Here is a 23709-nt window from a genome sequence, read left to right on the forward strand (position 1 = left end):
TCAGCAAGATGCGAAAGCTGTTTCGTTCCGGAGTCGTACCGAGTCGTGACCTGAACCCCGGCCCCCGCCGCACCCGGGCCGCGCCCCCGCCCCCGACTGCGTCCGTGTCCGAACCAGACCCCGGTTCGACCCCTCGTAACCCGCGCGCCACAATGGACGGCATGCGCCTCGACAACCGATCGACCCCTACCCCCGTAGGGGGACAGTCGGTGAAGAATCCCCAACCAGAGGATGAGCGAGCGGCCACAGCCGGTCTGGCAGACTTCTCGTCCATGGGGGAACCGACCGAGATCCACACAGCCGGCGCCGAACGTGCCGACCGGACCACGCACGGCGGTTCCGACCCGGGCGCGGCCCACACCGCCCGTACGCCCGGCGGAGCCACCCGCGTCGCCCAGTCGCCGACCGCCGCCGTCCGCAACCGCCTGCGCGAGCAGCGCCGCACCCCGCGCCGTCCGCGCCTGCTCTTCGAACTCGCCCTGATCGGCCTCAGCTACTGGCTGTACTCGCTGGTCCGCAACGCCGTCCCCGAGCAGGCCGAGATCGCCCAGAAGCACGCCACCTGGGTCTGGCACCTGGAGCACACCCTCGGCATCGCCGTCGAGCGCTCCGTCAACCACGGCGTGAACTCGGTGACCTGGCTCATCGTCGGGATGAACTACTACTACGCCACCCTGCACTTCATCGTCACCATCGGCGTGCTGGTCTGGCTCTACCGCGCCCACCCCGGCCGCTACGCGGCCTCCCGGACGGTGCTGTTCGTCACCACCGGCATCGCGCTGGTCGGCTTCTACTGCTTCCCGCTGGCCCCGCCCCGGCTGATGACCGGCGGCGGTTTCGTCGACACCGTCAGCGTCCACCACACCTGGGGCTCACTGGCCTCCGGCGCCGGGGCGACGGTCTCCAACCAGTTCGCCGCGATGCCCTCCATGCACATCGGCTGGTCCACCTGGTGCGGCCTGACCGTCTTCTTCCTGGCCCGCCGCCCTTGGGTCCGCGCCCTCGGCCTGGCCTACCCCGTGGTCACCCTCAGCGTGATCGTCTCCACCGCCAACCACTTCTGGCTGGACGCGGTCGGCGGCCTGGTCTGCCTGGCCGTCGGCTTCCTGGCGGCCCGCCTGGTCTACCACACCTGGGTCTACCGCCTCCCCCGCCGCACCGGCGGGCCGGCCGACCGGGAACTGACCGTCCCCGCCCAGTGGGACACCAAGGTCGACGCGTAGCACCGCGCCCCCGCCCGGAGACCCGGGACCGGGGGCGCGGGCAACCGCGCGGGCGGCCCTACTCCCCGCCGTAGAACAGCCGCTCCACCACCCGGCGGGCCCGCCGCGTCGTCCGCCGGTACTCGTCCACCAGCTCCCCCGAGTGCCCCACCCCGTAGCCGAGGTAGCGGGCCACGCCCGCCAGCTCCCGGGCGTCCCCGGGGAAGCTGTCCCCGGCCCGGCCGCGCACCAGCATGACCGCGGCCCGGACCCGGGAGGCCAGCACCCAGGCGGCGTCCAGCACCTGCGCGTCCTCCCGGTCGACCAGGCCCGCCCCGGCCGCGGCGGCCAGCGCCGCCCTGGTCCGGGTGGTGCGCAGCTCCGGCACCGCGTGGCCGTGCCGGAGCTGGAGCAGCTGCACCGTCCACTCGACGTCCGCCAGCCCGCCGCGGCCGATCTTGGTGTGGGTGGTGGGGTCGGCGCCGCGCGGCAGCCGCTCGGTCTCGATCCGGGCCTTGATCCGGCGGATCTCCACCAGGTCCCGGTCCGGGACGCCCGCCGCGGGGTAGCGCAGCGGGTCGACCAGCTCCCGGAAGCGCGCGCCGAGCTCGGCGTCCCCGGCCATCGGCTCGGCCCGCAGCAGCGCCTGGCTCTCCCAGGCGTGCGACCAGCGCGCGTAGTACGCGGCGTAGGAGGCCAGGGTGCGGGTCAGCGGCCCGTTGCGGCCCTCGGGGCGCAGGTCGGCGTCGACCAGCAGCGGGGGTTCGACGGACGGGGCGGCCAGCAGGGTGCGCAGCTCGCCGATCACCTCGCGGGCGGCCCGGGCGGCCTCCTCGTCGCCGGCGCCGGGCTGCGGTTCGTGGACGAAGAGGACGTCCGCGTCCGAGCCGTAGCCGAGTTCGTGGCCGCCGAACCGGCCCATCGCGACGATCGCGATCCGGGCGGGCAGCTCGCCGTTGCGGGCCGCCCAGCCGTCGGCGGCGGCCCGCAGCGCGCCCTGGAGGGTGGCGGCGGTGATCGCGGTGAGCGCCTCGCCGGTGAGGTCCAGGGCGCGGGCCGGGTCCCCGTCGAGCCGGCCCAGCACGTCGGCGGCGGCGGTCCGGAACAGCTCGCGGCGCCGGACGGCCCGGACGGCGGAGACGGCGGCGGCCGGGGTCCCGGCCCGGCCGACGGCGGCCAGCACCTCCGCCTCCAGGGCGGCCCGGCCGCGCGGCAGCAGGCCGCCGGCGTCGCCCAGCATGGCGACCGCCTCGGGGGCGCGCAGCAGCAGGTCGGGGGCGAGCCGGCCGGCGGACAGCACCCGGGCGAGCTGTTCGGCGGCGGCGCCCTCGTCGCGCAGCAGCCGCAGGTACCACGGGGTGCGGCCGAGCGCGTCGGAGACCTGGCGGAAGTTGAGCAGTCCGGCGTCGGGGTCGGCGGAGTCGGCGAACCAGCCGAGCAGCACCGGCAGCAGGGTGCGCTGGATCGCGGCCTTGCGGCTGACCCCGGAGGCGAGCGCGGAGATGTGCCGCAGCGCGGCGGCCGGGTCGGCGTAGCCCAGGGCGGCCAGCCGCTGCTTGGCGGCCTCGGTGCTGAGCCCGGCCGCGCCGGAGCCGGTGACCCGCAGTTCGGCGACCGGCAGCTCGGCGACCGCGTCCAGCAGCGGCCGGTAGAACAGCCGCTCGTGCAGCCGCCGCACCTCCACCGCGTGCCGCTTCCACTCCCGCTGGAGGGCGGCCACCGGGTCGCCCTTGGCGTCCCCGCCGAGCTGCGGGGCCATGGTGCGGGCCAGCCGGCGCAGGTCGGCCGGGTCGGTGGGCATCAGGTGGGTGCGGCGCAGCCGCTGCAACTGGATGCGGTGTTCGAGGGCGCGCAGGAAGCGGTAGGCGGCGTCCAGCGAGGCGGCGTCGGCCCGGCCGACGTAGCCGCCGTCGCTGAGCGCGGCCAGCGCCTCCAGGGTGTTGCCGCTGCGCAGCGACTCGTCGGTGCGGCCGTGCACGAGTTGCAGCAGCTGGACGGCGAACTCGACGTCGCGCAGGCCGCCGGGGCCGAGTTTCAGCTGCCGGTCGAGTTCGCCGGCCGGGATCGCGTCGACCACCCGGCGGCGCATCTGCTGCACGTCGGTGACGAAGTTCTCCCGGGCGGCGGCCTGCCACACCAGCGGGGCGATGGCCCCGGCGTAGGCGCGGCCGAGCTCGGCGTCGCCGGCGATCGGGCGGGCCTTCAGCAGGGCCTGGAACTCCCAGGTCTTGGCCCAGCGCTGGTAGTAGGCGAGGTGGCTGGCCAGGGTGCGCACCAGCGGGCCGTTGCGGCCCTCTGGGCGCAGGTTGGCGTCGACCGGCCAGATGGTGCCCTCGCCGGTGGTGTCGGAGCACAGCCGCATGGCGTGCGCGGCGAGCCGGGTGGCGGCCCGGGTCGCGGTCTGCTCCTCGACGCCCTCGCGGGCCTCGGCGACGAAGATCACGTCCACGTCGGAGACGTAGTTGAGCTCCCGGCCGCCGCACTTGCCCATGCCGATGACGGCGAGCCGGCAGGCGGCGGACGCGTCCGGGTCCTGCTCGGCGGCGAGGTCCAGGGCGGTCTGCAGGGTGGCGCCGGCCAGGTCGGCGAGTTCGGCGGCGGTCTGCGGCAGGTCGGTGGTGCCGGACAGGTCGCGGGCGGCGATCGCGAGCAGGCAGCGCCGGTAGGCGGCGCGCAGCGCGTCGGCCCGGTCGGCGTCCGGCTCGGAGCGGACCCGGCGGGTGAGCTCGCCGAGGAAGTCGCCGCGTCCGGGGTGGATGTCGCGCAGCTCGAAGGAGACCAGGGCGTGCCAGTCCCGGGGGTGCCGGGCCAGGTGGTCGGCGAGCGCGGTGGAGGCGCCCAGGACGCCGAGCAGCCGGTCGCGCAGCGGCTTGGAGGTGGTCAGGGTGTCGCGCAGGGTGTGCCGCTCGTGCGGGTCGAGCGCCTCCAGCAGCCGGGCCAGGCCGAACAGCGCCTGGTCCGGGTCGGCGGCGGCGCCCAGCGCGTCCAGCAGCACCGGGTCGGCGGCGAGACCGTGCAGCGCCGGTTCGTCCAGCAGCCGCACCGCCTGGTCGGGGTCGGAGAACCCCCGCCGCACCAGTCGGGTCTCCAGCCGGCTGACCCGGCTCCCGGCCCGTTCCTCCACCGCGCTCCCGCCTCCCACGCCCGATCCCTGCCCGAAGGACCCGCACCCCGCCCGCGGGGCCCGCTCCCTGCCCGAAGGGTACGTTCCCACCCGCCCCGCACGCGCCCCGTGACGCACCGTCGACCGGGCCCCGCTCCCCCCGCCCGCCCGTGACACCCCCGCCACCCGACTCGTTGGCCACGGGGTGACACCCTTCCTCCGCCCCTCCCCCGCTCCCTCCTCCTCCCTCCCTTCCCCGCTCCCCTCCTCCCTCCCCGCCCGGCTGCCCTCGCTCACCGGGCTGCGCTTCCTCGCCGCGCTGCTGGTGGTCTGCTACCACCTCTCCCGCCAGGTCGGCGCCCTCCCGGTGCTCAGCCCGCTGGCCTGGTACGGGCGTTCGGGCGTGACGTTCTTCTTCGTGCTCTCCGGCTTCGTGCTGGCCTGGACGTACGCCGACTCCCCCGTCCCCGCCCACCGCTTCTACCGCCGCCGACTGGCCCGGATCTGGCCGCTGCACGCGCTCACCACCGGCGCCTCGCTGGCGGTCTTCGCCGCGGTCGGCGCGGCCGTGCCGGTGACCGCCGCCCTGTGGTCGCTCCCGCTGCTGCACCCGTGGGACCGCACCACCGTGATGGGCGGCAACCCGGCCGGCTGGTCACTCGGCGACGAGGGCTGGTTCTACCTGCTCTTCCCCCTGCTGCTGCGCCTGCGCCCGGGGCTGCGCACCGCCGCGCTGTGCTGCGCGAGCGGCCCGCTGCTCTGGCTGGCCGGCTCCGCCGTCACCGACCCGTCACTGCGCAGCTGGCTGCTGGACTACCTGCCGCTCAGCCGCACCCCGCAGTTCCTGCTCGGCTTCGCCCTCGCCCTGGCCCTGCGCCACGGCCGCCTGCCCGCCCTGCCGCTGCTCCCCACCGCCCTCGCGGTCGCGGCCTTCCACCTCGCCCTGGTCCCCTGGCACCACGCCGTCCCCGACCCGGCCTGGCACAGCCCCTACATCGCCTCCCAACTCCTCTCCGCCCCGCTGTTCGCCGCCCTGATCACCGCCGCCGCCCAAGCCGACCTCCGCCACCCCGGCGGCCCGCTCACCCGCCGCCCCTGGACCCTGCTCGGCGACTGGTCCTTCGCCTGGTACCTGATCCACGAAATCACCTTCCGTCCCTGGCTCCACCACTACGGCCACCCCACCCCGGGCCTCCCCACCGCCACCACCTGGCTCCTCCTCCTCACCACCTCCCTCACCCTCGCCGCCACCCTCCACCACCTGGTCGAACACCCCCTGGAACGCCTCCTCCGCGACCACCCGACCCACAGCGCACTTCGACCACGTCTCCCCGTTCAAGCGGCACGACCGCACACGGCCATCGATTCCGACTTGCGGTGAAGACCACGGCTCCGTCCGCACACCACTCACCCCCTGCCGTCAGGGGGCGGGCCAGCCCTGCCCCTCCGGGCCGAGCGGAACGCCTGCAGTGCCGTGCTCCGCGGGGACAGCCGCACGGTGAGCACCCACAGTCCGGCGAGGATCCCGAAGCCGATGACGAGCAGCAGCAGCGACGCCCCGATCCGGTCGCCCCACCCGGTGCGCGGATCCGTCAGGATCTTGGGGAGCACCCCACAGACGGTCACCAGGATGAAGTAGAAGACCACCCGCACCACCCACCCGGCCACCGAATGCAACGGATGGAGGAGCAACAACACCCTCATCCGCCCCCAGAGCGAGATCCGCGCGGTGCGCCGCTCCTCCAGATCCGCCGTCAGGAGCACTGCCCTCTCCGTGTCCAGGTAACCGGCAGCCCACTGCCGTTTCGACTCGACGTCCGGGGCCGCCGCGACCGCCGCGTAGGTCGTGAACCACTGGGCGAGGTAGTCGAGTCGCGCACGTGCGTGGTCCAGTTCCCGACGGCGCCTCAGCTCGCTGCTCCGATTGGCCCGCCACTCCCGCAGCCAGAGCCCTGCGGCACCCAGGATCGACGCCACCATCGCGGTGACGACGGAAGCAAGCACGTTCCCGAAGAAGCTCGGCTCGTCCCCGGCAGCCATCTGCACTCCGATCCGCCGTACCACCCTGGTGCGTCGAGCTTCCCGGAGCACCGCTGCCCCCGCCCTGCGGATTGCGCCATTCGAGCCACCCCTCACAGGGAGTAATTGCTCTCCTGTCCTCCTACCCCCGCCGCCACGGCTGCGCGAACACCGTGTAGAAGTACGGCAGGTTCTCCTCCGGCCCGTTGTCCATCCGCTTGAACACCTTCCCGATCGGGTTGCACACCTGCCCGCTCGGCAACTGCACCACCAGCGGAAACCCGAACATCGGCGCCTCCTCCCCGCCCACCTCCCGCCAGGCCGCCCCGCCCTGGCGGACCATCACCTCGCCGACGTAGCAGCCGAACCCGAACAGGGTCTCCCCGACCTGCCCGCTGCCGATGCCGCTCCCCCGGAAGTCCTCGATGATCTCGTCGACCAGCGCGAGGCTCCCCACCGAGTAGTCCAACCGCACCCCGCTGACCTGCGCCGCCGACGCCACGATGTCCGCCGCGAACCGCCCCGCATTCGCCGCCTCCGGCGCGTACCTCAGCCGCAGTTCCATCTGCCCTCCCACCTCTCGCTCACCGGTCCAGAGGACTGCTTTCCCCCGCCCCCACCCCGTACACAACCCGGAACCGGCCGCCGGTGAAAAGCCGGGGCCCCGGCCGAGTACCCACCTCAGACCGGGGCCTGACGGAGCGTCAGCAACTGCTACAGCGCCTGGAGCACCTTGCGCAGCTCGAGCGGCGTGACCTCGGAGCGGTACTCCTCCCACTCCTGGCGCTTGTTGCGCAGGATCTGGCGGACCACCCCGAGCACCTGCGGACTCCCCCAAGGCGCCGCCCTGACCAGCAGTTTAGACGTGGTCGCCTGTCATCGTTGGCTGAACACCGACCGACTCCGGACGCCCCGCGAACGGCCCCGAGTAAGGCCGCCGCCATGCCAAGCAGTCCTACGTGCTCAGGATGGCGTAAACAACCGACGCGTCATCGCTCTTCTTGTTCCGAGGCCACCGTTCCCCAATCGGATCCGAGTCTTCGAGCTCTCGCGCCCATTCGATCAGCGCGGCCGGACCACGCCCGGACCGCAGCACCTCAAAGACACCTGCCCAGCCCGTAACAGCGAAGAGGTCTACGATGCGGGCTGACCCATCGGTGAGCACGACTAGGTCACTGACGTCGCCCAAGGGAACTGTCCCAGTGAGCGCATGCTCCACCCCGGACGGCTCCGAGGTAGCAATCCAGTAACCACCCTCGCGATTCTTGGCGGCCAACTCGCCGGCCTTCATTCGAAGGAGGGCTTCCTGTTTCTCGGGCGTCCCAATGAGATATTGGTCTGCCTCTTCCCGGGCGGCACGGGCCGTAGCACTGACGCGAGGGTCAGTAACGACTGAAATTCCCTCGCCGGTTGCGATGGCCAAGCTGATATCACCCAGTACGAGATACTCTAGATTTTCCCCGAGCCGCACGATTCCGACAGCGGCCGACGGACTACCCGGATGCGCGAGATCACATTCCGCATGGAGACCGGCCACACGTTGGATCGACTGCCTTAGTACAGTTTCGAGAGATAGATCCCGGATGGCCGAGAATTCTCTGATTGCAGAACCCAAGTGCGCGGCATACCAGGAAACTCCGTGAGTACACCCTGTATCAGTCCGAGCCGTTGCACCATCTAGCACGACAATCAGGTCCTGACCCACAGAGAGCCAGTCCTCATTGGCCCTCCCGGATTCCCCGGCCCGAGATTCACTGACCACCTGCATCAAGAGACTCCTTCGTGCTTGTAGAGAGGTGTCACCTGATCAACGCTCTGCAAGCGCCCCGAGCCCGGATCCACAACGCACTTGACCAGCAGAGAGAATCGGCGGGTCTTCACCTCGCGGTACAGCCTCTCAAGCTGCGACCCCAGAAAGTGGGTTGCACCGAGGGTACCCGGGCCATGAATTCCCGCCAGGTACAGGAATGTGCCGCGGCCATCCGGCCGGGGAAGTCGCCCAATATAGGCATAGTCGGCAGACTCCCCCTTGTTGACCGGTGAGTGAAATTCCACACCGGCCGCCCGGTCTACGAGATACCAGCCGTCTTTGCCATTCTCGAACCCAAGACTCTCATCCGCCTCAAGGACCTGACCTACAAAGGGGAGGATCCTTGGGCTACCAAGGACAATGAGATTCGGGCGGTTCAGGTTAACCATTCCCGGCGGGGGGACCACTTCGCTCTGCGACTTCAGATTCAGCGAACGCGCAATCTCAGAAATTCGCTCACACCCAGCCAACATCTCGGCAGATACAACCAGCTTAGGCTTTTCCGCTTCCCTCTTTCCACCAAGGGCAACTGTGATCTCTCCAGTCCCCAGAAAGATGCGCTCGGGCCGAGGGCCGGACGACAGAAGCTGACCCACCCGGGCCCTGGTCATGCCGATCTTCCCGGCGATCTGCACCTGGGTCATGCCAGCCGAGAGCAACTCCTCCAGCGCCTCCCGCCTCATGCGGGACAGCTCCAAGATGCTGGCCTGGTGCTCATCGATCAGCACTCCTGCCTGCCGCGCACGCTCAACAGGGTCAACCATCGCAGCCAGTCCGTGCATGTCGGTCACCCTTGTTCGCCTCCTGCTGGCGGTCCGCCGTACTGCCGGACAAGTCTATCGGGCGAAGGGGCTTGACGCACGCAAGGGGGGTTGCCCTAAGCTCCAATACACAGATGGCAAGCCCCATTGACGGGGGGAGCCACCTAACCATGCTGCTGGGGAGCGACGCCCAATCCGCCAAGAAAGACCGTCGCTCCCCGCCCCGTGAAGGGAGTTCCATCATGCACGGAACGCTTGCCATCGCTCCACTGACCACCGGTCCGGTCCGTCAGTTCGTTGACGTGCTGGGTGAGTCGGACGAGACGGAGACGGCCCTGCGTGTGGCCGTCCAGCTCACGGTGAACCTGAGCTTCGCGGAGATCCTGGGGCGGCTGCTGTTCTCGCCCGGTCCGATCCTGATGACGGAGGAGCTGGACTCGGTTGACGCGGAGGAGTACGTCAGGGTCCGCCTGTGGTTCGCGCTGACCGACACCGACCTCGTCACGGCGGACGGCTTCGCCGAGATGGCCATGGACATCTACGCCGGCCGCCGGGCCTCCAACCTACTGCCCTTCGTGCTGCGGCTCGGCCCGATCATCACCCACACGTTCGGCGTTACCTCCCCCCAGCCCCTCACCGTTGCGCCCGCCCCCGCCTACACCGAGGCCCACATCGGGCTGGGAGGGATGCGCTCGTGAGCACCCAGCTTCTGTCACCCGCGCAGCTTCTGGCGGAGTTGGCCGGGCACGGCTCGGTGGAGCCGCTGCGGGTGAAGGACGTGGCCCGCGCGCTGGGGATCTCGAACGAGACCGCCTACCGCGAGGTCGCCTCCGGCCGCCTGCCGTCCTACCGGGTCGGCACCGGACGCGGCACCATCCGCATCCCACCCGAGGACTTCCGGGCCTACCCCAAGGCCCAGAACATCCTCGTCCCTCTGGCCGCGCTCACGGGCTGACGCCCGGCGTTTACGGCCGCTCACCGGGCGCTCACCGCAGCGTGGTTGAAGCGGCCTGGGGTGCCATTGAAGCGGATGCCGCCCGTGCGCCACTTGGCCGATGCACGGTCGGCACGCTCCCCGCGTTCACGGACGTTCACGGCCCGCTCATCCTCTGCCCGAAAAAGGGCGGGCAGCACAGGTTCGGCGAGCGCCCGTGAACACGGCCCGAACCACCCGACCGCCGCACCCGATCCCCACCATGCCCCGGCAAGGCCCCGGAATCCTCGCTGGATCTAGCGACCCCGCTAGCGACCCAAATAGCCCCTGATCAGCGGCCCAGCGGCTAGTGAGCCCCACCGGCGAACCCCCGAAAACGGCTACACAGCCCCTTCCGGCACCCCCAGCGCCCGCCGCGCCAGAGCAGCTGCCGCTCCCCGAACAGCAAGAGGAGTACCAGGGCACCCCCGTGCTCCTCTTGCTGTCCCAAGCCCTCCGTCTGTCACCTTTCACCCCACCTCTGAAGAGGGGGTGCCTGGGCCGTCCGGAGCCTGAGACCCCCGCTGTGACCTGCGGATTACAGGTGACAGACAGGGTGACAGGTGACAAGTGACAGACAGGCCGGATGACAGGCACCACCACCCCGCCCGGCACACGACCCGCCCCTGTCCTGTCGCCACCCCGCAAAGGGGACGTCATCCACCTGTCGCACGGCCCCCGTCCCCCTCTCGACCTGCGAGGCGACAAGTGACAGGCCCGCAGAAGAGGTCACCCCCCGCCCTGAGGGGAGCGGTTGGCCTCTTCACCCCGACCGACCGCCACCCGCACCCCCACCTCACCACCACCGCCACCACTCGAACCCGGCCAGCACCAACCGTTACCACCGTCGCGGAAAGTCGCCACCCGGCAAAGCGGGAGCCCACCGTCTGACGCGTCAGACGCCCTCTGACACCTGACACCCGAATCCTTGGGTAACGCGTGCGCGCGACCCCTGTCAGACGCGCCTGACACTCCTTCTGACACCTCTGCCGCCCCACCGAGACCGCCCCTCCCAGCTCCTGCCGAAGGGTCCCTGACACCTCTGACACCCACCCCGCCATCACCCATAGCAAGCAAGAGCGGCCCCCAATCCGCCAGACAGGCGGCTGCCCTCGCCTCACCTTGAAGGAGATCAACCCCATGACCAGTCGTCAGCGGCCCAGCGTCGCCCGACCGCTCCACCCGGCTTCGTCGGTCATGCCGCCTGCTCTGCCGTCGCGCTACCTCGGCCCGGAGGACGTCGCCGTGCTGTTCGGCCTACCGCTGGAGACCGTCCACCAGTGGCGCCGCAAGCGCACCGGCCCGTCCGGGTTTCGCGTCGGCCGGCACCTGTGCTACGACCCCAACGCGGTTGCCCAGTGGGTGGCCGACCAGACCGGAGAGACAGCCTGACCATGGCTGGACGCATTCAGGACCGCTGGTTCAAGTCCGAGTCCGGCCCCGACGGCAAGCCCCGCCGGGTCAAGTCCGACCAGCGCGGCAGCTGCATGCGCTACCAGGCCCGGTACGTCGGCCCGGACGGCACCGAGAAGTCAAAGAGCTTCCCTGACCGCCAGAAGCGCCGGGCGGAGAACTGGCGGGCCGAGATCGAGAAGGACATGTCCCGGGGGGCAGTACATCGACCCGAAGGCAGCCCGGACCACCTTTCGCCAGTACGCCGAACGGTGGTTGGAGAACCAGCTCACCAGTGGCACCACCCAGGCGTCGGTGCGAAGTCAGATCACCCTGCATGCGATCCCGTACCTGGGGCCGCGCCCGATGGACTCCTTCCAGTCCTCGCACATCCGCGAGTGGCTGGCCACGCTGGAAAAGGCTCTCCCGGCGTCCTCCTACCGGCACGTCATCTTCACCGCCGCCGTCGAGGACCGGCTCCTGACGACGAACCCGTGCCGCTCCCGCTCCGTCACCAAGCCCAGCGCTACCTGGGGCCGGGGCCGCCCCTGGACGGAGGAGCGGGTGAACGCAGTCCGTGGCGGCCTGCCGGGGCGGTACCGGGCGACGGTGGGCGTAGGCGGCGGGTGCGCTCTGCGGCAGGGGGAGATTGTCGGCTTACCGGTCGACGACATCGACTTCGCCACCGGCTGGGTGCACGCCACCTGGAGGAGTACCCGCCCGTGGCGGTCACCCTGCCGTGGGTGCGGCCCGACGGGCACGCGGTGACGAAGCTGCTGGCGTTCACCAGGGAGGACGGCGGACCAATCCGTCGCAGCGACTTCAACACCTACGCGTGGAAGCCCGCGTTGGTGGCGGCGGGCGTCATCCCCGCGCCGGCGCCCGGCAAGCGGGCGGTGGCGGCACGCGAGCACGGCATGCACGCGCTGCGGCACTACTTCGCGTCGGTGCTGCTGCACCACGGCGAGAACCCGAAGGCGTTGAGCAGCTACCTCGGCCACAGCGACCCGGGCTTCACGCTGCGCGTCTACACCCACCTGATCAAGGAGGCCGCCGACCGTTCGCGCGGTCTGCTCGACCAGGCGTTCCAGCCCGATCTGCTGGGGCTGTACGCAGGCCTGCTACTCCAGCAGGTGGCGGCCAGCACGCTCGACTTCCCGGAGGAGCTGTTCCGCGACGGGATCGCGGTCGTGCACCTGCACGGCGGCCGGTACGGCGACCGGTGGGTGGTCGGTGTCCAGGAGTCGGTCGGCGGGCCGGTGTTCGGCCGGGTCGAGATCAGCCCGGCGCCCGAGCAGAGCGCGGCGTCGTGGTTCGCCCGGCAGTGGCTCGCGATGCACTGCGAACAGCAGGGGCTGGAGGTGCTGAGCGCCGAGGACTTGAGCGACCGGTACGGCCCGGCCGAGCGGGAGCACTTCGTGCTGAGCCGCGTGGTGCTGGCGCGGTCGCGGCCCGAGCCGTGGGAAGTGCCCGCGGTGCCCCCGGTCTGACGAGCTGACGGCCCACAGGCGGCCCAGGAAGGAAGAGAGGCCCCGTCCCGGTGCGAATCCGCACCCGGGGCGGGGCCTCTCTCGTGTCCGAGTTCAGGCCGCTGAACAGGGATTACAGCACCTGGAGCACCTTGCGCAGCTCGAACGGCGTGACCTCGGAGCGGTACTCCTCCCACTCCTGGCGCTTGTTGCGCAGGAAGAAGTCGAAGACGTGCTCGCCCAGGGTCTCGGCGACGAGTTCGCTGCGCTGCATGAGGTCGATGGCCTCGCCGAGGTTCTGGGGCATGGGCTGGATGCCGAGGGCGCGGCGTTCGGCGTCGGTGAGGGCCCAGACGTCGTCGTCGGCGCCGGGGGGGAGTTCGAGGTTGTCCTCGATGCCCTTGAGGCCGGCGGCGAGGGTGACGGCGTAGGCGAGGTAGGGGTTGCAGCCGGTGTCGAGGGAGCGGACCTCGATGCGGGTGGAGCCCTGCTTGCCGGGCTTGTACATGGGGACGCGGATCAGGGCGGAGCGGTTGTTGTGGCCCCAGCAGATGTAGGAGGGGGCCTCGCCGCCGGCGCCGGCGGTGCGCTGGGAGCCGCCCCAGATGCGCTTGTAGGAGTTGACCCACTGGTTGGTGACGGCGGCGGTCTCGGCGGCGTACTTGAGCAGGCCGGCGATGAAGGAGCGGCCGACCTTGGAGAGCTGGTACTCGGCGCCGGACTCGTGGAAGGCGTTGCGGTCGCCCTCGAAGAGGGAGACGTGGGTGTGCATGCCGGAGCCGGGGTGGTTGGAGAACGGCTTGGGCATGAAGCTGGCGTGGACGCCCTGTTCGAGGGCGACCTCCTTCATGACCAGGCGGAAGGTCATGATGTTGTCGGCGGTGGAGAGCGCGTCGGCGTAGCGCAGGTCGATCTCCTGCTGGCCGGGGGCGCCCTCGTGGTGGCTGAACTCGACCGAGATGCCCATGGATTCGAGCATGGTGATGGCCTGGCGGCGGAAGTCGTGGCCGATGCCGCGCGGGGTGTGGTCGAAGTAGCCGGACTGGTCGGCGGGGGTCGGCGGGGTGCCGTCGCCGGGGAGGTCCTTGAGGAGGAAGAACTCGATCTCGGGGTGGGTGTAGAAGGTGAAGCCGAGGTTGGAGGCCTTCTCCAGGGTGCGCTTGAGGACGTAGCGCGGGTCCGCGTAGGAGGGGGAGCCGTCGGGCATCAGGATGTCGCAGAACATCCGGGCGGTGCCGGGGTTCTCGGAGCGCCACGGCAGTATCTGGAAGGTGGTCGGGTCCGGCTTGGCGATCATGTCGGACTCGTAGACGCGGGCGAAGCCCTCGATCGCCGAGCCGTCGAAGCCGATGCCCTCGTCGAAGGCCTGTTCCAGTTCCGCCGGGGCCACCGCCACCGACTTGAGGAACCCGAGCACGTCGGTGAACCACAGCCGGACGAACCGGATGTCACGCTCTTCGAGCGTGCGAAGCACGAACTCCTGCTGCTTGCCCATGGGGACAGTCTCACCTCTGCTCTTTACGCCCGTGTTACGCCGCCCGCACCGGCGGCCCGGACCGGCGAGGACCTCGCACGGACCGCGTCGCCCCCCATCATGGCGGATCTTCGCCGACTTGCCGACCCCGGGAGGATCCGGACGGGAACGGCGGCGTCCGCCGTGCCGGAGGGGGTCCCCCCGCGACATAACGTCAGTTAGACGATTACACTCGGGGGCATGCCGAATCTGCGTCTCGCCCTGTGCCAGATCGACCCCTGGGTCGGTGACCTCGCCCGCAACAGCGAGGAGGTGCTGCGCTGGTCGAAGCGGGCCGCCGAGTCCGGCGCCGACCTGATCGCCTTCCCGGAGATGGTGCTGACCGGGTACCCGGTGGAGGACCTGGCCTTCCGCGGCTCCTTCGTGGAGGGCTCCCGCGCCGCCCTGGTGGACCTGGCGGCCAAGCTCCGGGCCGAGGGCCTGGGCGACACCCCGGTGGTGGTCGGCTACCTGGGCCGCGGCGAGCCGGGCACCCGGTACGCGGGCAAGCCGCAGAACTGCGCGGCGGTGCTGCGCGACGGCGCGGTGGTGACCAGGTTCGCCAAGCACTTCCTGCCGAACTACGGCGTGTTCGACGAGTACCGGTACTTCGTGCCGGGCGACCAGCTGACGGTGCTGCGGCTGCACGGCGTGGACGTCGCGCTGGCGATCTGCGAGGACATCTGGCAGGAGGGCGGCCGGGTCGCGGCCACCGGCCAGGCCGGCGCGGGCCTGCTGCTGTCGATCAACGGCTCGCCGTACGAGCGCGACAAGGACGACGTCCGGCTGGAGCTGGTCCGGCGCCGGGCCGCCGAGGCGGGCTGCCCGCTGGTGTACCTGAACATGGTCGGCGCGCAGGACGAGCTGGTCTTCGACGGCGAGTCGATGGTCGTCACCGAGGGCGGCGAGCTGCTGGCCCGCGGCCCGCAGTTCGAGGAGGCGCTGCTGGTCGTCGACCTCGACCTGCCGGCCGCGGCCGAGGGCGGCCTGCCGGACGGCACGGTGCTGGCCGACGGCCTCCGGCTGACCAGGGTCGACCTGGGCGGCGCGCCGAAGGAGCGGCCCGCCGAGCCGGTCGCGCCGGGGGTCGGCGAGCGGCTGGACGACGAGGCCGAGGTGTACGCGGCCCTGGTCGAGGGCACCCGGGCGTACGTCCGCAAGAACGGCGCGCGCTCGGTGCTGATCGGCCTGTCCGGCGGCATCGACTCGGCGCTGGTGGCGGCGATCGCGGTGGACGCGATCGGCGCGGAGAACGTGTACGGCGTCTCGATGCCCTCGCGCTACTCCTCGCAGCACTCCCGGGACGACGCCGCAGAGCTGGCCCGCCGCACCGGCCTGCACTTCCGCACGGTCTCGATCGCGCCGATGTTCGACGCGTACCTGGGCGCCACCGAGCTGACCGGGCTGGCCGAGGAGAACCTGCAGTCCCGGCTGCGCGGCACGCTGCTGATGGCGATCTCCAACCAGGAGGGGCAGCTCGTCCTGGCGCCGGGCAACAAGAGCGAGCTGGCGGTCGGCTACTCGACGCTGTACGGCGACTCGGTGGGCGCGTACGGGCCGATCAAGGACGTCTACAAGACGCTGATCTTCCGGCTGGCGCGCTGGCGCAACGCGGCGGCCGAGGCGCGCGGCGAGGTGCCGCCGATCCCGGAGAACACCATCTCCAAGCCGCCGTCCGCCGAACTGCGCCCCGACCAGGTGGACACCGACTCGCTGCCCGACTACGACCTGCTGGACGCCGTCCTGACCCGGTACGTGGAGGGCGACGAGGGCCGGGACGCGATCGTCGCGGCCGGCTTCCCGGCCGAGGTGGTGGACCGGGTGGTGCGGCTGGTCGACACCGCCGAGTACAAGCGCCGGCAGTACCCGCCGGGCCCGAAGGTCTCGCCGAAGAACTTCGGCCGCGACCGCCGGCTGCCCATCACCAACCGCTGGCGGCAGGGCTGAGCGGGGCGCCGGGCCGGGCCGGGCGGGGGCGGGCTGACAGCGGGGGCGCGAGGGGTTAGGGTGAGCGCCGCAGTGCGCGCCTGATCACGCCCGGCGCGCCCGGACCGAGGAGGTGGGAGACATCACCGTGCAGGTCGTCGAGGTGCTCCCCCGCCGCCGGGTCGCGGCCTGACCGGACGGGGAGCCCGCCAGGCTCTTCGAGAGGTCCCCGTGTCACTCCCCCGCACCCTCGTCACCCACACCCTCGTCACCGACCGGCTGCGCGCGGCCGGGTGCGTCTTCGCCGAGGACGAGGCCCGGCTGCTGCTGGCCGCCGCCCCCGACCCCGGACAGCTCGACCGGATGCTCGAACTCCGGTGCGCCGGACACCCGTTGGAGCAGGTGGTGGGCTTCGCCGAGTTCGCCGGCCTGCGCGTGGCGCTCGCCCCCGGGGTGTTCGTGCCGCGCCGGCGCAGCGAGTTCCTGGTCGAGCGGGCCGCCGCGCTGGGCCGCCCCGGCGCGGTGCTGCTCGACCTGTGCTGCGGCTCGGGCGCGATCGGCGCGGCCCTGGCCGCCCGGCTCGGCCCCGGCGTCGAACTGCACGCCGCGGACGTCGACCCGGCCGCGGTGGCCTGCGCCCGCCGCAACCTGGCCCCGTACGGCGGCCTGGTCCACCTGGGCGACCTGGACGAGCCGCTGCCGCCCGCCCTGCGCGGCCGGGTCGACCTGCTGCTGGCCAACGCCCCGTACGTGCCGACCGGCGAGATCCCGCTGCTGCCGCCCGAGGCCCGCGACCACGAGCCCGCGGTGGCGCTGGACGGCGGCACCGACGGCCTGGCCGTCCAGCGCCGGGTCGCCGCGGCCGCGCCCCGCTGGCTGGCCCCCGGCGGCCACCTGCTGATCGAGACCAGCGCCCGCCAGGCCCCGGCCACCGCCGCGCTGCTGACCGGGCACGGCCTGGCGGCCCGGATCGAGCAGGACGGCGAGCGGGACGCCACCGTGGTGGTCGGCGTCAGGAGCTGACGCGGCCCTAGTACCGGTAGTCGGCGGCCACCGCGAGGTGGTCGCTGGCGTCGGCCGGGAGGGTGCGCGAGTCGGTGGGGACCAGGCCGCCCTTGCTGAGGATCTGGTCGATCCGGGCCAGCGGGAAGGAGGCCGGCCAGGAGAAGCCGAAGCCGTCGCCGGCCGCGCCCTGGGCGGAGCGCATCTGCGAGGTGATCGGGGCCAGGCTGCGGTCGTTCATGGTGCCGTTCAGGTCGCCGAGCAGCAGCACCTTGTCCAGCTGCTCGTGCTCGATCGCGTCCCCGAGGGCCTGGGCGCTGACGTCGCGCCGGCCGGCCGTGAAGCCGCTGTCGAACTTGACCCGCACCGAGGGCAGGTGGGCGACGTACACCGCGAGCGGGCCCTCGGGGGTGCTGACCCGGGCCCGGAAGGCCCTGGTCCAGCCCATCTTGATGTCGACCACGGCGACGCCGTCGATCGGGTAGCTGGACCACAGCCCGACGGTGCCCTCCACCACGTGGTACGGGAAGGCCCCGGCCAGCCCGGCGGCGTAGACCGGGGCGGCGGAGGCGGACAGCTCCTCCAGCGCGACGATCTCGGCGCCGGAGCCGGTGAGCATCCGGATGGTGCCCTGCGGGTCGTCGTTGGCGGCGGCCACGTTGTGGGTGAGCACGGTGAAGTCGCCCGGCCCGCTGCTCTTGTCGACCAGCAGCGCGCCGAACAGGTTCAGCCACACGGCGCCGGGCAGCAGCGCGGCCACCAGCGCCACCCCGGCCCGCCGCCACAGCGCGAGCGCCAGCAGCACCGGGACGGCCAGCCCCAGCCAGGGCAGGAAGGTCTCCAGCAGGCTGCCCGTGTTGCCGACCGCGTTGGGCACCTGGGCGTGGCCCACCAGCAGCCCGGTGACCAGCAGGCCGAGCACGGTGAGCGGCCACCCCCGGCGCCGGTCGAACCAGCGGCGCAGCCTCTCCCGCCGGGCCCCGCCCCGTCCGTCCCGCACCGCCGCCACCGCCGGGCCGTCCGCCCGCACCATCGTCCGCTCCTCGCCGCCGCACCCGGCCGGCTCTCCCGCCGACCCCGTCCCTGACCTGCTCCGATCCGATTCTCGGCTCAGCCTATGACGGGATGGACGCGGCGAAGCGCCCCGGAAGTTCCGAGGTGTGCCGAACGGGACGGAAGAAACGGAGAAGGACGGGCGAAAGGGCGGGGCGGAGGGGCGGCCGGGACGGGTCAGTGCACGGGGGACGGGGCGGGCCGGGCGCCGATGCCCTGGAGGACGGCGTCGACCATCTGCCGGGGCAGGTCCGGGTCCTCCAGCGGGGCGTCGTCCCACAGGACGGTGCGGACCAGGATCGGGCCGATCAGCAGCTCGCAGAGCAGCTCGACGTCCAGGTCGGAGCGGAGTTCGCCCGCCTCGACGCCGCGCCGGACGATCTGCCGGACCAGCTCGCGCCGCGGCCGGACCACCCGTTCCTGGTAGGTGTGCTTGAGCTCCGGCCAGGTGTTCATCTGGCCGAGCGCGGACTTGACGATCCAGCGGGAGCGCTTGAGCAGGCCGCGCCGGCGCATGTAGTCGATGGCGTTGATCAGGTCGTCCCGGTAGGTCGGGCCGAGCAGCGGGGGCAGCGGCTCCTCCAGCCGGGCCACCACGTCCACCAGCAGGGCCTCCTTGTTGGGCCAGCGCCGGTAGATGGTGGCCTTGCCGACGCCCGCCTCGGCGGCGATCCGCTCGATGGACAGCTCGGCCAGGCCGGTGCCGTCCTCCATCAGCTTCTCGACGGCGCCGTAGATCGCCTGCTCGGCCGCCTCGCTGCGCGGGCGGCCCCGCCGGGGAGCGTCCTGCTCCCCGGCGGGGCCGTGGCACGGCTGGAGCGGAGTGTCGGCGCTCGTCATGGCCCTATTCTCCACCCTCGCGGTCACACCTTGGCGGTGCTCGCGCCGGAGCCGGTCCGGTCCTGCGGGCCGGCCGCCGGGGCGCCCGGGCCGCCGGGACCGGCGACCTTGCCGGGCAGCAGGAGCAGGGCCAGCACCGCGCCCAGCACGGTGACGCCGGCCGAGACGCCGGAGACCACGTGCATGGCGTGGATGAAGGCGTCCTTCGCCGGGTCCACCAGGGCGGGCAGCTGGAGCCGCTCGGCCACCCCGAGGGTGGACTCGATCGACTCGCCGGCCCGGTCGCGGACCGGGGCCGGGACGGCGGACAGGTGGTCGTCCATGCCGTTGCGGTAGACCGTGGAGAGCAGCGCGCCGAGCACCGCGATGCCGAGCGAGCCGCCGACCTGGCGGAAGGTGTTGTTCAGCGCGGAGCCGGCGCCGGCCTTCTCGCGCGGCAGCGCGCCCATGATGGCGACCGTCACCGGCGGCATCACGTGCGCCATGCCGGCGCCCATCACGAAGCCGAGCACGATCAGCAGCCAGATCGGGCTGGTCGCGGTCAGGAAGGCGTAGCCGAGGAAGCCGAGAGTGACCAGCAGCATGCCGCCGGCGCAGGTCAGCCGGATGCCGAACCGGTCGACCACCAGGCGGGCCCGGGGCGCGAAGACCAGCTGGGCGACGGCCAGCGGCAGCATCAGCTCGCCGGCCTGCAGGGCGCTGTAGCCGCGCACACTCTGGGTGTAGAAGACGCCGAAGAACGAGACGCCCATCAGCGCGAAGAACACGATGCCGACCACGGCGATCGAGGCCGAGAACACCTTGTTGCGGAACCAGGTGACGTCCAGCGCCGGGTGCCGGCTGTGCTTCTCGAACAGCACGAAGGCGACCAGGGCCAGCAGGCCGATCAGGGTCGGGACCCACGCCTTCGGGTCGGTGAAGTCGGCCAGCTCGCCGCCCTTGATGATGCCGTAGATCAGCGCCACCAGGCCGATGATGGAGAGCAGCACGCCGATCGGGTCGAGCTTGCCGGGGTTGGGGTCCTTGGAGTCCGGGACCAGCCAGCCCATCAGGCCGAGCGCCACGATCACGATCGGGACGTTCACCAGGAAGACCGAGCCCCACCAGAAGTGCTCGATCAGCAGGCCGCCGGTGATCGGGCCGATGGCGATGGCCAGGCCGACCGCGCCGGCCCAGATGCCGATCGCCTTGGGCTGCTCGTGCCGCTCGAAGACGTTCATGATGATGGCCAGCGTGGCGGGCATCACGAAGGCGCCGCCGAGGCCCATCACCGCGCGGTAGCCGATCAGTTCGCCCGGGCTGGCGGCCAGCGCGGAGAGCAGCGAGCCGAGGCCGAAGACCAGCATGCCGGCCAGCAGCGTCCACTTCCGGCCGAACCGGTCGCCGAGCAGGCCGGCGGTGAACAGCAGGCCCGCGAAGACCAGCGTGTAGGAGTTGATCGCCCATTCCAGGTCGCTCTGGCTCGCGCCGAGGCCCACCGGGGCGGGGGTGGCGATGGTCTTCATCGCCACGTTGAGGATCGAGTTGTCGAGGACGACGACGAGCAGGGCGAGCACCAGGGTGCCCAGGATCCACCAGCGTCGGCGGTGTATTGCTTCGGGCACCCGGGGTGCCTGGACAGCGGCGGTCGGCGAGGTCATACGAACAGCCTAGACGCCTTTTCAATACGAGACCGTCTCGTATTGAGGTTCCGGAGGCCAAGGAAAGGCAAAGACTTCCCCAAGGGTCCCCGGCCCCCCGCGCACGCCGGGGCCCCCCGACCCTTTGCGCACGGCCCGCGGCGTGCAAGCATGGAGCCAGATCCGGGGACGCCGTACGGCGCCACGAGACGACACACACCAGGAGTCTGTTCGATGAACGCTTCTCCGCTTCAGCCTGCCCAGACGCAGGACGCCCCCGCCGGCACCGCTCCCGCCGGCACCGCCCTCTACGGCGGCGTCACCAACCGCCGGGTGACCGTCCGGGACCTCGCCAGGGCCAAGCGCGACGGCGAACGCTGGGCGATGCTGACCGCCTACGACGCCCTCACCGCCGGGGTCTTCGACGAGGCCGGCATCCCGGTCCTGCTGGTCGGCGACTCGGCGGGCAACTGCCACCTCGGCTACGAGACCACCGTACCGGTGACCATGGACCAGATGGTGATGATGTCCGCCGCCGTGGTCCGCGGCACCAAGCGCGCCCTCATCGTCGCCGACCTGCCCTTCGGCTCCTACCAGGAGTCCCCGGCCCAGGCCCTGCACAACGCCGCCCGCCTGATGAAGGAGGCCGGCGTCCAGGCCGTCAAGCTGGAGGGCGGCGAGCGCAGCGCCCGCAGCATCGAGCTGCTCGTCGAGGCGGGCGTCCCGGTGATGGCCCACATCGGCCTCACCCCGCAGTCCGTGCACGCCTTCGGCGGCTACCCCGTCCAGGGCCGCGGCGACGAGGCGGCGCACCAGCTGCTGCGCGACGCGAAGGCCGTCCAGCAGGCCGGCGCCTTCGCCGTCGTCCTGGAGGCCGTCCCCGCGGAGCTCGCGGCGCAGGTCACCGAGCACTCCGCGATCCCCACCGTCGGCATCGGCGGCGGCCCCGGCACCGACGCGCAGGTCCTGGTCTGGACCGACTTCGCCGGCATGACGGCCGGCCGCGTCCCCAAGTTCGTCAAGCAGTACGCGAACCTCCGCGCGACGCTGGCCCAGGCCGCGGCCGAGTTCGCCACCGACGTCCGCGAGGGCGCCTTCCCCGGCCCGGAGCACAGCTTCAACTAGCGCCCCGGCACCCCTGGGACCCCCCGTCAGCCCGCTGTCAGCCCGCCTGACAGCGGGCTGACAGCGTCGTGACAGCCGGGCCCGGCACGGTGTTCCCATGACACGAATCGAGCGCAACGCCGTGGAGGTCCACGGCATCGTGAAGCACTACGGGGAGACGAAGGCCCTGGACGGGGTCGACCTGACGGTGCGCGAGGGGACGGTGCTGGGGCTGCTCGGGCCGAACGGGGCCGGGAAGACCACCCTGGTGCGGGTGCTGTCGACGCTGATCAAGCCGGACGCGGGCACCGCGTTCGTCGGCGGCTACGACGTGCTGCGCCAGCCCAAGCAGCTGCGCCGCACCATCGGCCTGACCGGCCAGTACGCCTCGGTGGACGAGCTGCTGTCGGGCTACGAGAACCTGTACCTGATCGGACGCCTGCTGGACCTGTCCGCGAAGGACGCCAAGGCCCGCGCCGCCGAGCTGCTGGAGCGCTTCTCGCTCACCGAGGCGGCCAAGCGGCCCGCCAAGGGCTACTCGGGCGGCATGCGCCGCCGGCTGGACCTCGCGGCCTCGATGATCGGCCGCCCCCGGGTGCTCTACCTGGACGAGCCCACCACCGGCCTCGACCCGCGCACCCGCAACGAGGTCTGGGACGAGGTGCAGCGGATGGTCGGCGAGGGGTCGACGGTGCTGCTGACCACCCAGTACATGGAGGAGGCCGAGCAGCTCGCGCACGCCCTGACCGTGATCGACAAGGGCAGGGTGATCGCCAACGGCGGCGTCGAGGAGCTCAAGACGCAGGTCGGCGGGCAGAGCCTGCAGGTGCGGCCGACCGACCCGGCGCAGCTGCCGGAGATGGCCCGGGTGCTCCAGGAGGCCGGCGTCCCGGCCACCTTCTCGGCCGAGTCGGAGCTGCTGTCGGTGCACCTGACCGACGACGGGCAGCTGACCACCGTGATCGGGGTGCTGGGCACCCGCGGCTACGGGGTGGCCGGCATCGACACCAAGCTGCCCAGCCTGGACGAGGTGTTCCTGTCCATCACCGGCAAGTCCGCCGTCCCCGCCCAGACCCGTGACAAGGAGCCCGTCGCATGAGCACCGCCACCCTGAACCCCGCCCCGGCGCCGGCCGCCGTCACCGAGGACGACACCCGGATCGGCCTGCGGGCCAACCTGCGCCACCTGGGCGCGCTGACCCGCCGGAACCTGATGCGGATCAAGGCCGACCCGGAGTCGATGCTGGACGCGCTGCTGGTCCCGGTCATCATGATCCTGCTGTTCGTCTACGTGTTCGGCGGCGCGATGGCCGGCGGACAGCACCAGTACATGCAGTACATGGTGCCCGGCCTGCTCGGCACCACCGGCCTCAACCTGGCGATGGCGCTGGGCACCGGCCTGAACACCGACTTCCAGACCGGCGTGATGGACCGCTTCCGCACCCTGCCGATCGGGCGCTCCGCGGTGCTGCTGTCGAAGATGATCGCGGAGACGCTGCGGGCGGTGGTCGCCTTCGCGGTGCTGATCGGCTTCGCGATGGCCCTCGGGATGGACATCGACGGCGGCCCGTTGAAGCTGCTGGCCGCGGTCGGCCTGTCGCTGGTGTTCGGCTCCTCGCTGATGTGGGTGTCGATGCTGCTGGGCATGTCGCTGCGCAGCGCCCAGGCCGTGCAGGGCATGTCGATGATCGTGATGATGCCGCTGCAGTTCGGCAGCTCGATCTTCGCCGACCCGACCACCATGCCGGGCTGGCTGCAGGCGTTCACCAAGCACAACCCGCTGTCCGCGCTGGCCGACGCCTGCCGCGCCCTGATCAACGACCAGCCGGTGGGCAACTCGGTGGTGACGGTACTGCTCTGGGCGGCGGCGATCACCGTGGTGACCGCGCCGCTGGCGGTGGCCCGCTTCCGCAAGCGCACCTGA

General features: G+C 71.9%; 21 protein-coding genes and 1 pseudogene. 12 read left to right on the forward strand and 10 right to left on the reverse strand.

Annotated features, from left to right (window positions below; translation table 11 throughout):
* Positions 1-272: 272 nt before the first annotated feature.
* A complete protein-coding gene (locus ACIQVD_RS02445; protein WP_400686877.1) occupies positions 273-1223 on the forward strand; it encodes a phosphatase PAP2 family protein in 951 nt (316 codons plus the stop codon).
* A 58-nt stretch (positions 1224-1281) separates the two neighbouring features.
* Here the strand turns inward: ACIQVD_RS02445 and ACIQVD_RS02450 are convergent, their stop codons facing one another.
* Positions 1282-4344 carry a bifunctional [glutamine synthetase] adenylyltransferase/[glutamine synthetase]-adenylyl-L-tyrosine phosphorylase gene (locus ACIQVD_RS02450; RefSeq protein ID WP_400686875.1) on the reverse strand — a complete coding sequence of 1021 codons (3063 nt, stop codon included), beginning with the start codon at positions 4342-4344 and terminating at the stop codon, positions 1282-1284.
* Between the two features lie 166 nt (positions 4345-4510).
* On the opposite strand from ACIQVD_RS02450, the gene ACIQVD_RS02455 reads away from it, so the two are divergent.
* Positions 4511-5686, forward strand: coding sequence for an acyltransferase family protein (locus ACIQVD_RS02455; RefSeq protein ID WP_402285429.1), 1176 nt, complete (start codon positions 4511-4513; stop codon positions 5684-5686).
* 26 nt (positions 5687-5712) lie between these two features.
* Here the strand turns inward: ACIQVD_RS02455 and ACIQVD_RS02460 are convergent, their stop codons facing one another.
* From ACIQVD_RS02460 to ACIQVD_RS02480, 5 genes and pseudogenes are all read right to left on the reverse strand, one after another.
* Positions 5713-6345 (reverse strand): hypothetical protein, encoded by a 633-nt coding sequence (locus ACIQVD_RS02460; protein WP_402285431.1) that lies wholly within the window; start codon positions 6343-6345, stop codon positions 5713-5715.
* 121 nt (positions 6346-6466) lie between these two features.
* A complete protein-coding gene (locus tag ACIQVD_RS02465) occupies positions 6467-6889 on the reverse strand; it encodes a hypothetical protein (RefSeq protein WP_100835932.1) in 423 nt (140 codons plus the stop codon).
* Between the two features lie 149 nt (positions 6890-7038).
* Positions 7039-7122 (reverse strand): annotated as a pseudogene (locus ACIQVD_RS02470) (glutamine synthetase); the annotation flags it as partial.
* 157 nt (positions 7123-7279) lie between these two features.
* Positions 7280-8092, reverse strand: a complete 813-nt coding sequence (locus ACIQVD_RS02475; RefSeq protein WP_402285434.1) for a protein phosphatase 2C domain-containing protein — start codon at positions 8090-8092, stop codon at positions 7280-7282.
* On the reverse strand, positions 8092-8916 hold the full coding sequence (locus tag ACIQVD_RS02480; protein WP_402285854.1) for a sigma-70 family RNA polymerase sigma factor: 825 nt from the start codon (positions 8914-8916) through the stop codon (positions 8092-8094). Before ACIQVD_RS02480 ends, ACIQVD_RS02475 begins: the two co-directional genes overlap by 1 nt.
* 149 nt (positions 8917-9065) lie before the next feature.
* On the opposite strand from ACIQVD_RS02480, the gene ACIQVD_RS02485 reads away from it, so the two are divergent.
* The 5 genes from ACIQVD_RS02485 to ACIQVD_RS02505 all read left to right on the forward strand — a co-directional run bounded on the left by ACIQVD_RS02485 (position 9066) and on the right by ACIQVD_RS02505 (position 12750).
* Positions 9066-9593, forward strand: a complete 528-nt coding sequence (locus tag ACIQVD_RS02485; RefSeq protein WP_402285437.1) for a hypothetical protein — start codon at positions 9066-9068, stop codon at positions 9591-9593.
* The gene (locus tag ACIQVD_RS02490) at positions 9590-9850 is read left to right on the forward strand and encodes a helix-turn-helix domain-containing protein (protein WP_402285439.1); all 261 of its coding nucleotides are present in this window, start codon (positions 9590-9592) and stop codon (positions 9848-9850) included. Before ACIQVD_RS02485 ends, ACIQVD_RS02490 begins: the two co-directional genes overlap by 4 nt.
* A 1158-nt stretch (positions 9851-11008) precedes the next feature.
* Positions 11009-11260, forward strand: a complete 252-nt coding sequence (locus ACIQVD_RS02495) for a helix-turn-helix transcriptional regulator (protein ID WP_402285441.1) — start codon at positions 11009-11011, stop codon at positions 11258-11260.
* A 276-nt stretch (positions 11261-11536) separates the two neighbouring features.
* Complete coding sequence (xerC, locus tag ACIQVD_RS02500) at positions 11537-12028, forward strand: tyrosine recombinase XerC (RefSeq protein ID WP_402285444.1); 492 nt, start codon at positions 11537-11539, stop codon at positions 12026-12028.
* Positions 11983-12750: a tyrosine-type recombinase/integrase gene (locus tag ACIQVD_RS02505; RefSeq protein WP_402285446.1), complete on the forward strand. Its 768-nt coding sequence runs from the start codon at positions 11983-11985 to the stop codon at positions 12748-12750. The genes xerC and ACIQVD_RS02505 overlap by 46 nt, the downstream gene beginning before the upstream one ends.
* A gap of 112 nt (positions 12751-12862) precedes the next feature.
* Here the strand turns inward: ACIQVD_RS02505 and glnA are convergent, their stop codons facing one another.
* Complete coding sequence (gene glnA / locus ACIQVD_RS02510) at positions 12863-14224, reverse strand: type I glutamate--ammonia ligase (protein ID WP_400686869.1); 1362 nt, start codon at positions 14222-14224, stop codon at positions 12863-12865.
* A 219-nt stretch (positions 14225-14443) separates the two neighbouring features.
* Between glnA and ACIQVD_RS02515 the strand changes: the two genes are divergently transcribed.
* A complete protein-coding gene (locus ACIQVD_RS02515; protein WP_402285449.1) occupies positions 14444-16189 on the forward strand; it encodes an NAD+ synthase in 1746 nt (581 codons plus the stop codon).
* A gap of 210 nt (positions 16190-16399) precedes the next feature.
* Positions 16400-17191, forward strand: coding sequence for a putative protein N(5)-glutamine methyltransferase (locus ACIQVD_RS02520; protein WP_400686865.1), 792 nt, complete (start codon positions 16400-16402; stop codon positions 17189-17191).
* 7 nt (positions 17192-17198) lie between these two features.
* On the opposite strand, the gene ACIQVD_RS02525 is transcribed toward ACIQVD_RS02520, so the two are convergent.
* The 3 genes from ACIQVD_RS02525 to ACIQVD_RS02535 all read right to left on the reverse strand — a co-directional run bounded on the left by ACIQVD_RS02525 (position 17199) and on the right by ACIQVD_RS02535 (position 20703).
* Entirely contained in the window at positions 17199-18203 is a 1005-nt protein-coding gene (locus tag ACIQVD_RS02525; protein ID WP_402285451.1) for an endonuclease/exonuclease/phosphatase family protein, read from the reverse strand.
* A gap of 197 nt (positions 18204-18400) precedes the next feature.
* A complete protein-coding gene (locus tag ACIQVD_RS02530; RefSeq protein WP_402285454.1) occupies positions 18401-19063 on the reverse strand; it encodes a TetR/AcrR family transcriptional regulator in 663 nt (220 codons plus the stop codon).
* Between the two features lie 23 nt (positions 19064-19086).
* Positions 19087-20703 (reverse strand): MFS transporter, encoded by a 1617-nt coding sequence (locus tag ACIQVD_RS02535; RefSeq protein WP_400686860.1) that lies wholly within the window; start codon positions 20701-20703, stop codon positions 19087-19089.
* A gap of 213 nt (positions 20704-20916) precedes the next feature.
* Between ACIQVD_RS02535 and panB the strand changes: the two genes are divergently transcribed.
* The 3 genes from panB (at position 20917) to ACIQVD_RS02550 (ending at position 23709) form a co-directional block, all read left to right on the forward strand.
* A complete protein-coding gene (gene panB / locus ACIQVD_RS02540; RefSeq protein WP_402285457.1) occupies positions 20917-21807 on the forward strand; it encodes a 3-methyl-2-oxobutanoate hydroxymethyltransferase in 891 nt (296 codons plus the stop codon).
* Between the two features lie 97 nt (positions 21808-21904).
* Positions 21905-22885, forward strand: coding sequence for an ATP-binding cassette domain-containing protein (locus ACIQVD_RS02545; protein WP_400686856.1), 981 nt, complete (start codon positions 21905-21907; stop codon positions 22883-22885).
* Positions 22882-23709: an ABC transporter permease gene (locus ACIQVD_RS02550; protein ID WP_111553618.1), complete on the forward strand. Its 828-nt coding sequence runs from the start codon at positions 22882-22884 to the stop codon at positions 23707-23709. The genes ACIQVD_RS02545 and ACIQVD_RS02550 overlap by 4 nt, the downstream gene beginning before the upstream one ends.

Origin of the sequence: Kitasatospora sp. NPDC090308 (assembly GCF_044769485.1) — a bacterium.
Classification (GTDB): Bacteria; Actinomycetota; Actinomycetes; order Streptomycetales; family Streptomycetaceae; genus Kitasatospora; species Kitasatospora fiedleri.

Bases quoted from the DNA above. Each gene is read 5' to 3' on its own strand.
- ACIQVD_RS02465 (WP_100835932.1), bottom strand. From the start codon at position 6,889: ATGGAACTGCGGCTGAGGTACGCGCCGGAGGCGGCGAATGCGGGGCGG.
- ACIQVD_RS02495 (WP_402285441.1), top strand. From the start codon at position 11,009: ATGACCAGTCGTCAGCGGCCCAGCGTCGCCCGACCGCTCCACCCGGCT.
- ACIQVD_RS02460 (WP_402285431.1), bottom strand. From the start codon at position 6,345: ATGGCTGCCGGGGACGAGCCGAGCTTCTTCGGGAACGTGCTTGCTTCC.
- ACIQVD_RS02515 (WP_402285449.1), top strand. From the start codon at position 14,444: ATGCCGAATCTGCGTCTCGCCCTGTGCCAGATCGACCCCTGGGTCGGT.
- ACIQVD_RS02475 (WP_402285434.1), bottom strand. From the start codon at position 8,092: ATGCAGGTGGTCAGTGAATCTCGGGCCGGGGAATCCGGGAGGGCCAAT.
- ACIQVD_RS02485 (WP_402285437.1), top strand. From the start codon at position 9,066: ATGCTGCTGGGGAGCGACGCCCAATCCGCCAAGAAAGACCGTCGCTCC.
- ACIQVD_RS02535 (WP_400686860.1), bottom strand. From the start codon at position 20,703: ATGACCTCGCCGACCGCCGCTGTCCAGGCACCCCGGGTGCCCGAAGCA.
- ACIQVD_RS02545 (WP_400686856.1), top strand. From the start codon at position 21,905: ATGACACGAATCGAGCGCAACGCCGTGGAGGTCCACGGCATCGTGAAG.
- ACIQVD_RS02530 (WP_402285454.1), bottom strand. From the start codon at position 19,063: ATGACGAGCGCCGACACTCCGCTCCAGCCGTGCCACGGCCCCGCCGGG.
- panB (WP_402285457.1), top strand. From the start codon at position 20,917: ATGAACGCTTCTCCGCTTCAGCCTGCCCAGACGCAGGACGCCCCCGCC.
- glnA (WP_400686869.1), bottom strand. From the start codon at position 14,224: ATGGGCAAGCAGCAGGAGTTCGTGCTTCGCACGCTCGAAGAGCGTGAC.
- ACIQVD_RS02550 (WP_111553618.1), top strand. From the start codon at position 22,882: ATGAGCACCGCCACCCTGAACCCCGCCCCGGCGCCGGCCGCCGTCACC.
- ACIQVD_RS02525 (WP_402285451.1), bottom strand. From the start codon at position 18,203: ATGGTGCGGGCGGACGGCCCGGCGGTGGCGGCGGTGCGGGACGGACGG.
- ACIQVD_RS02480 (WP_402285854.1), bottom strand. From the start codon at position 8,916: ATGCACGGACTGGCTGCGATGGTTGACCCTGTTGAGCGTGCGCGGCAG.
- ACIQVD_RS02445 (WP_400686877.1), top strand. From the start codon at position 273: ATGGGGGAACCGACCGAGATCCACACAGCCGGCGCCGAACGTGCCGAC.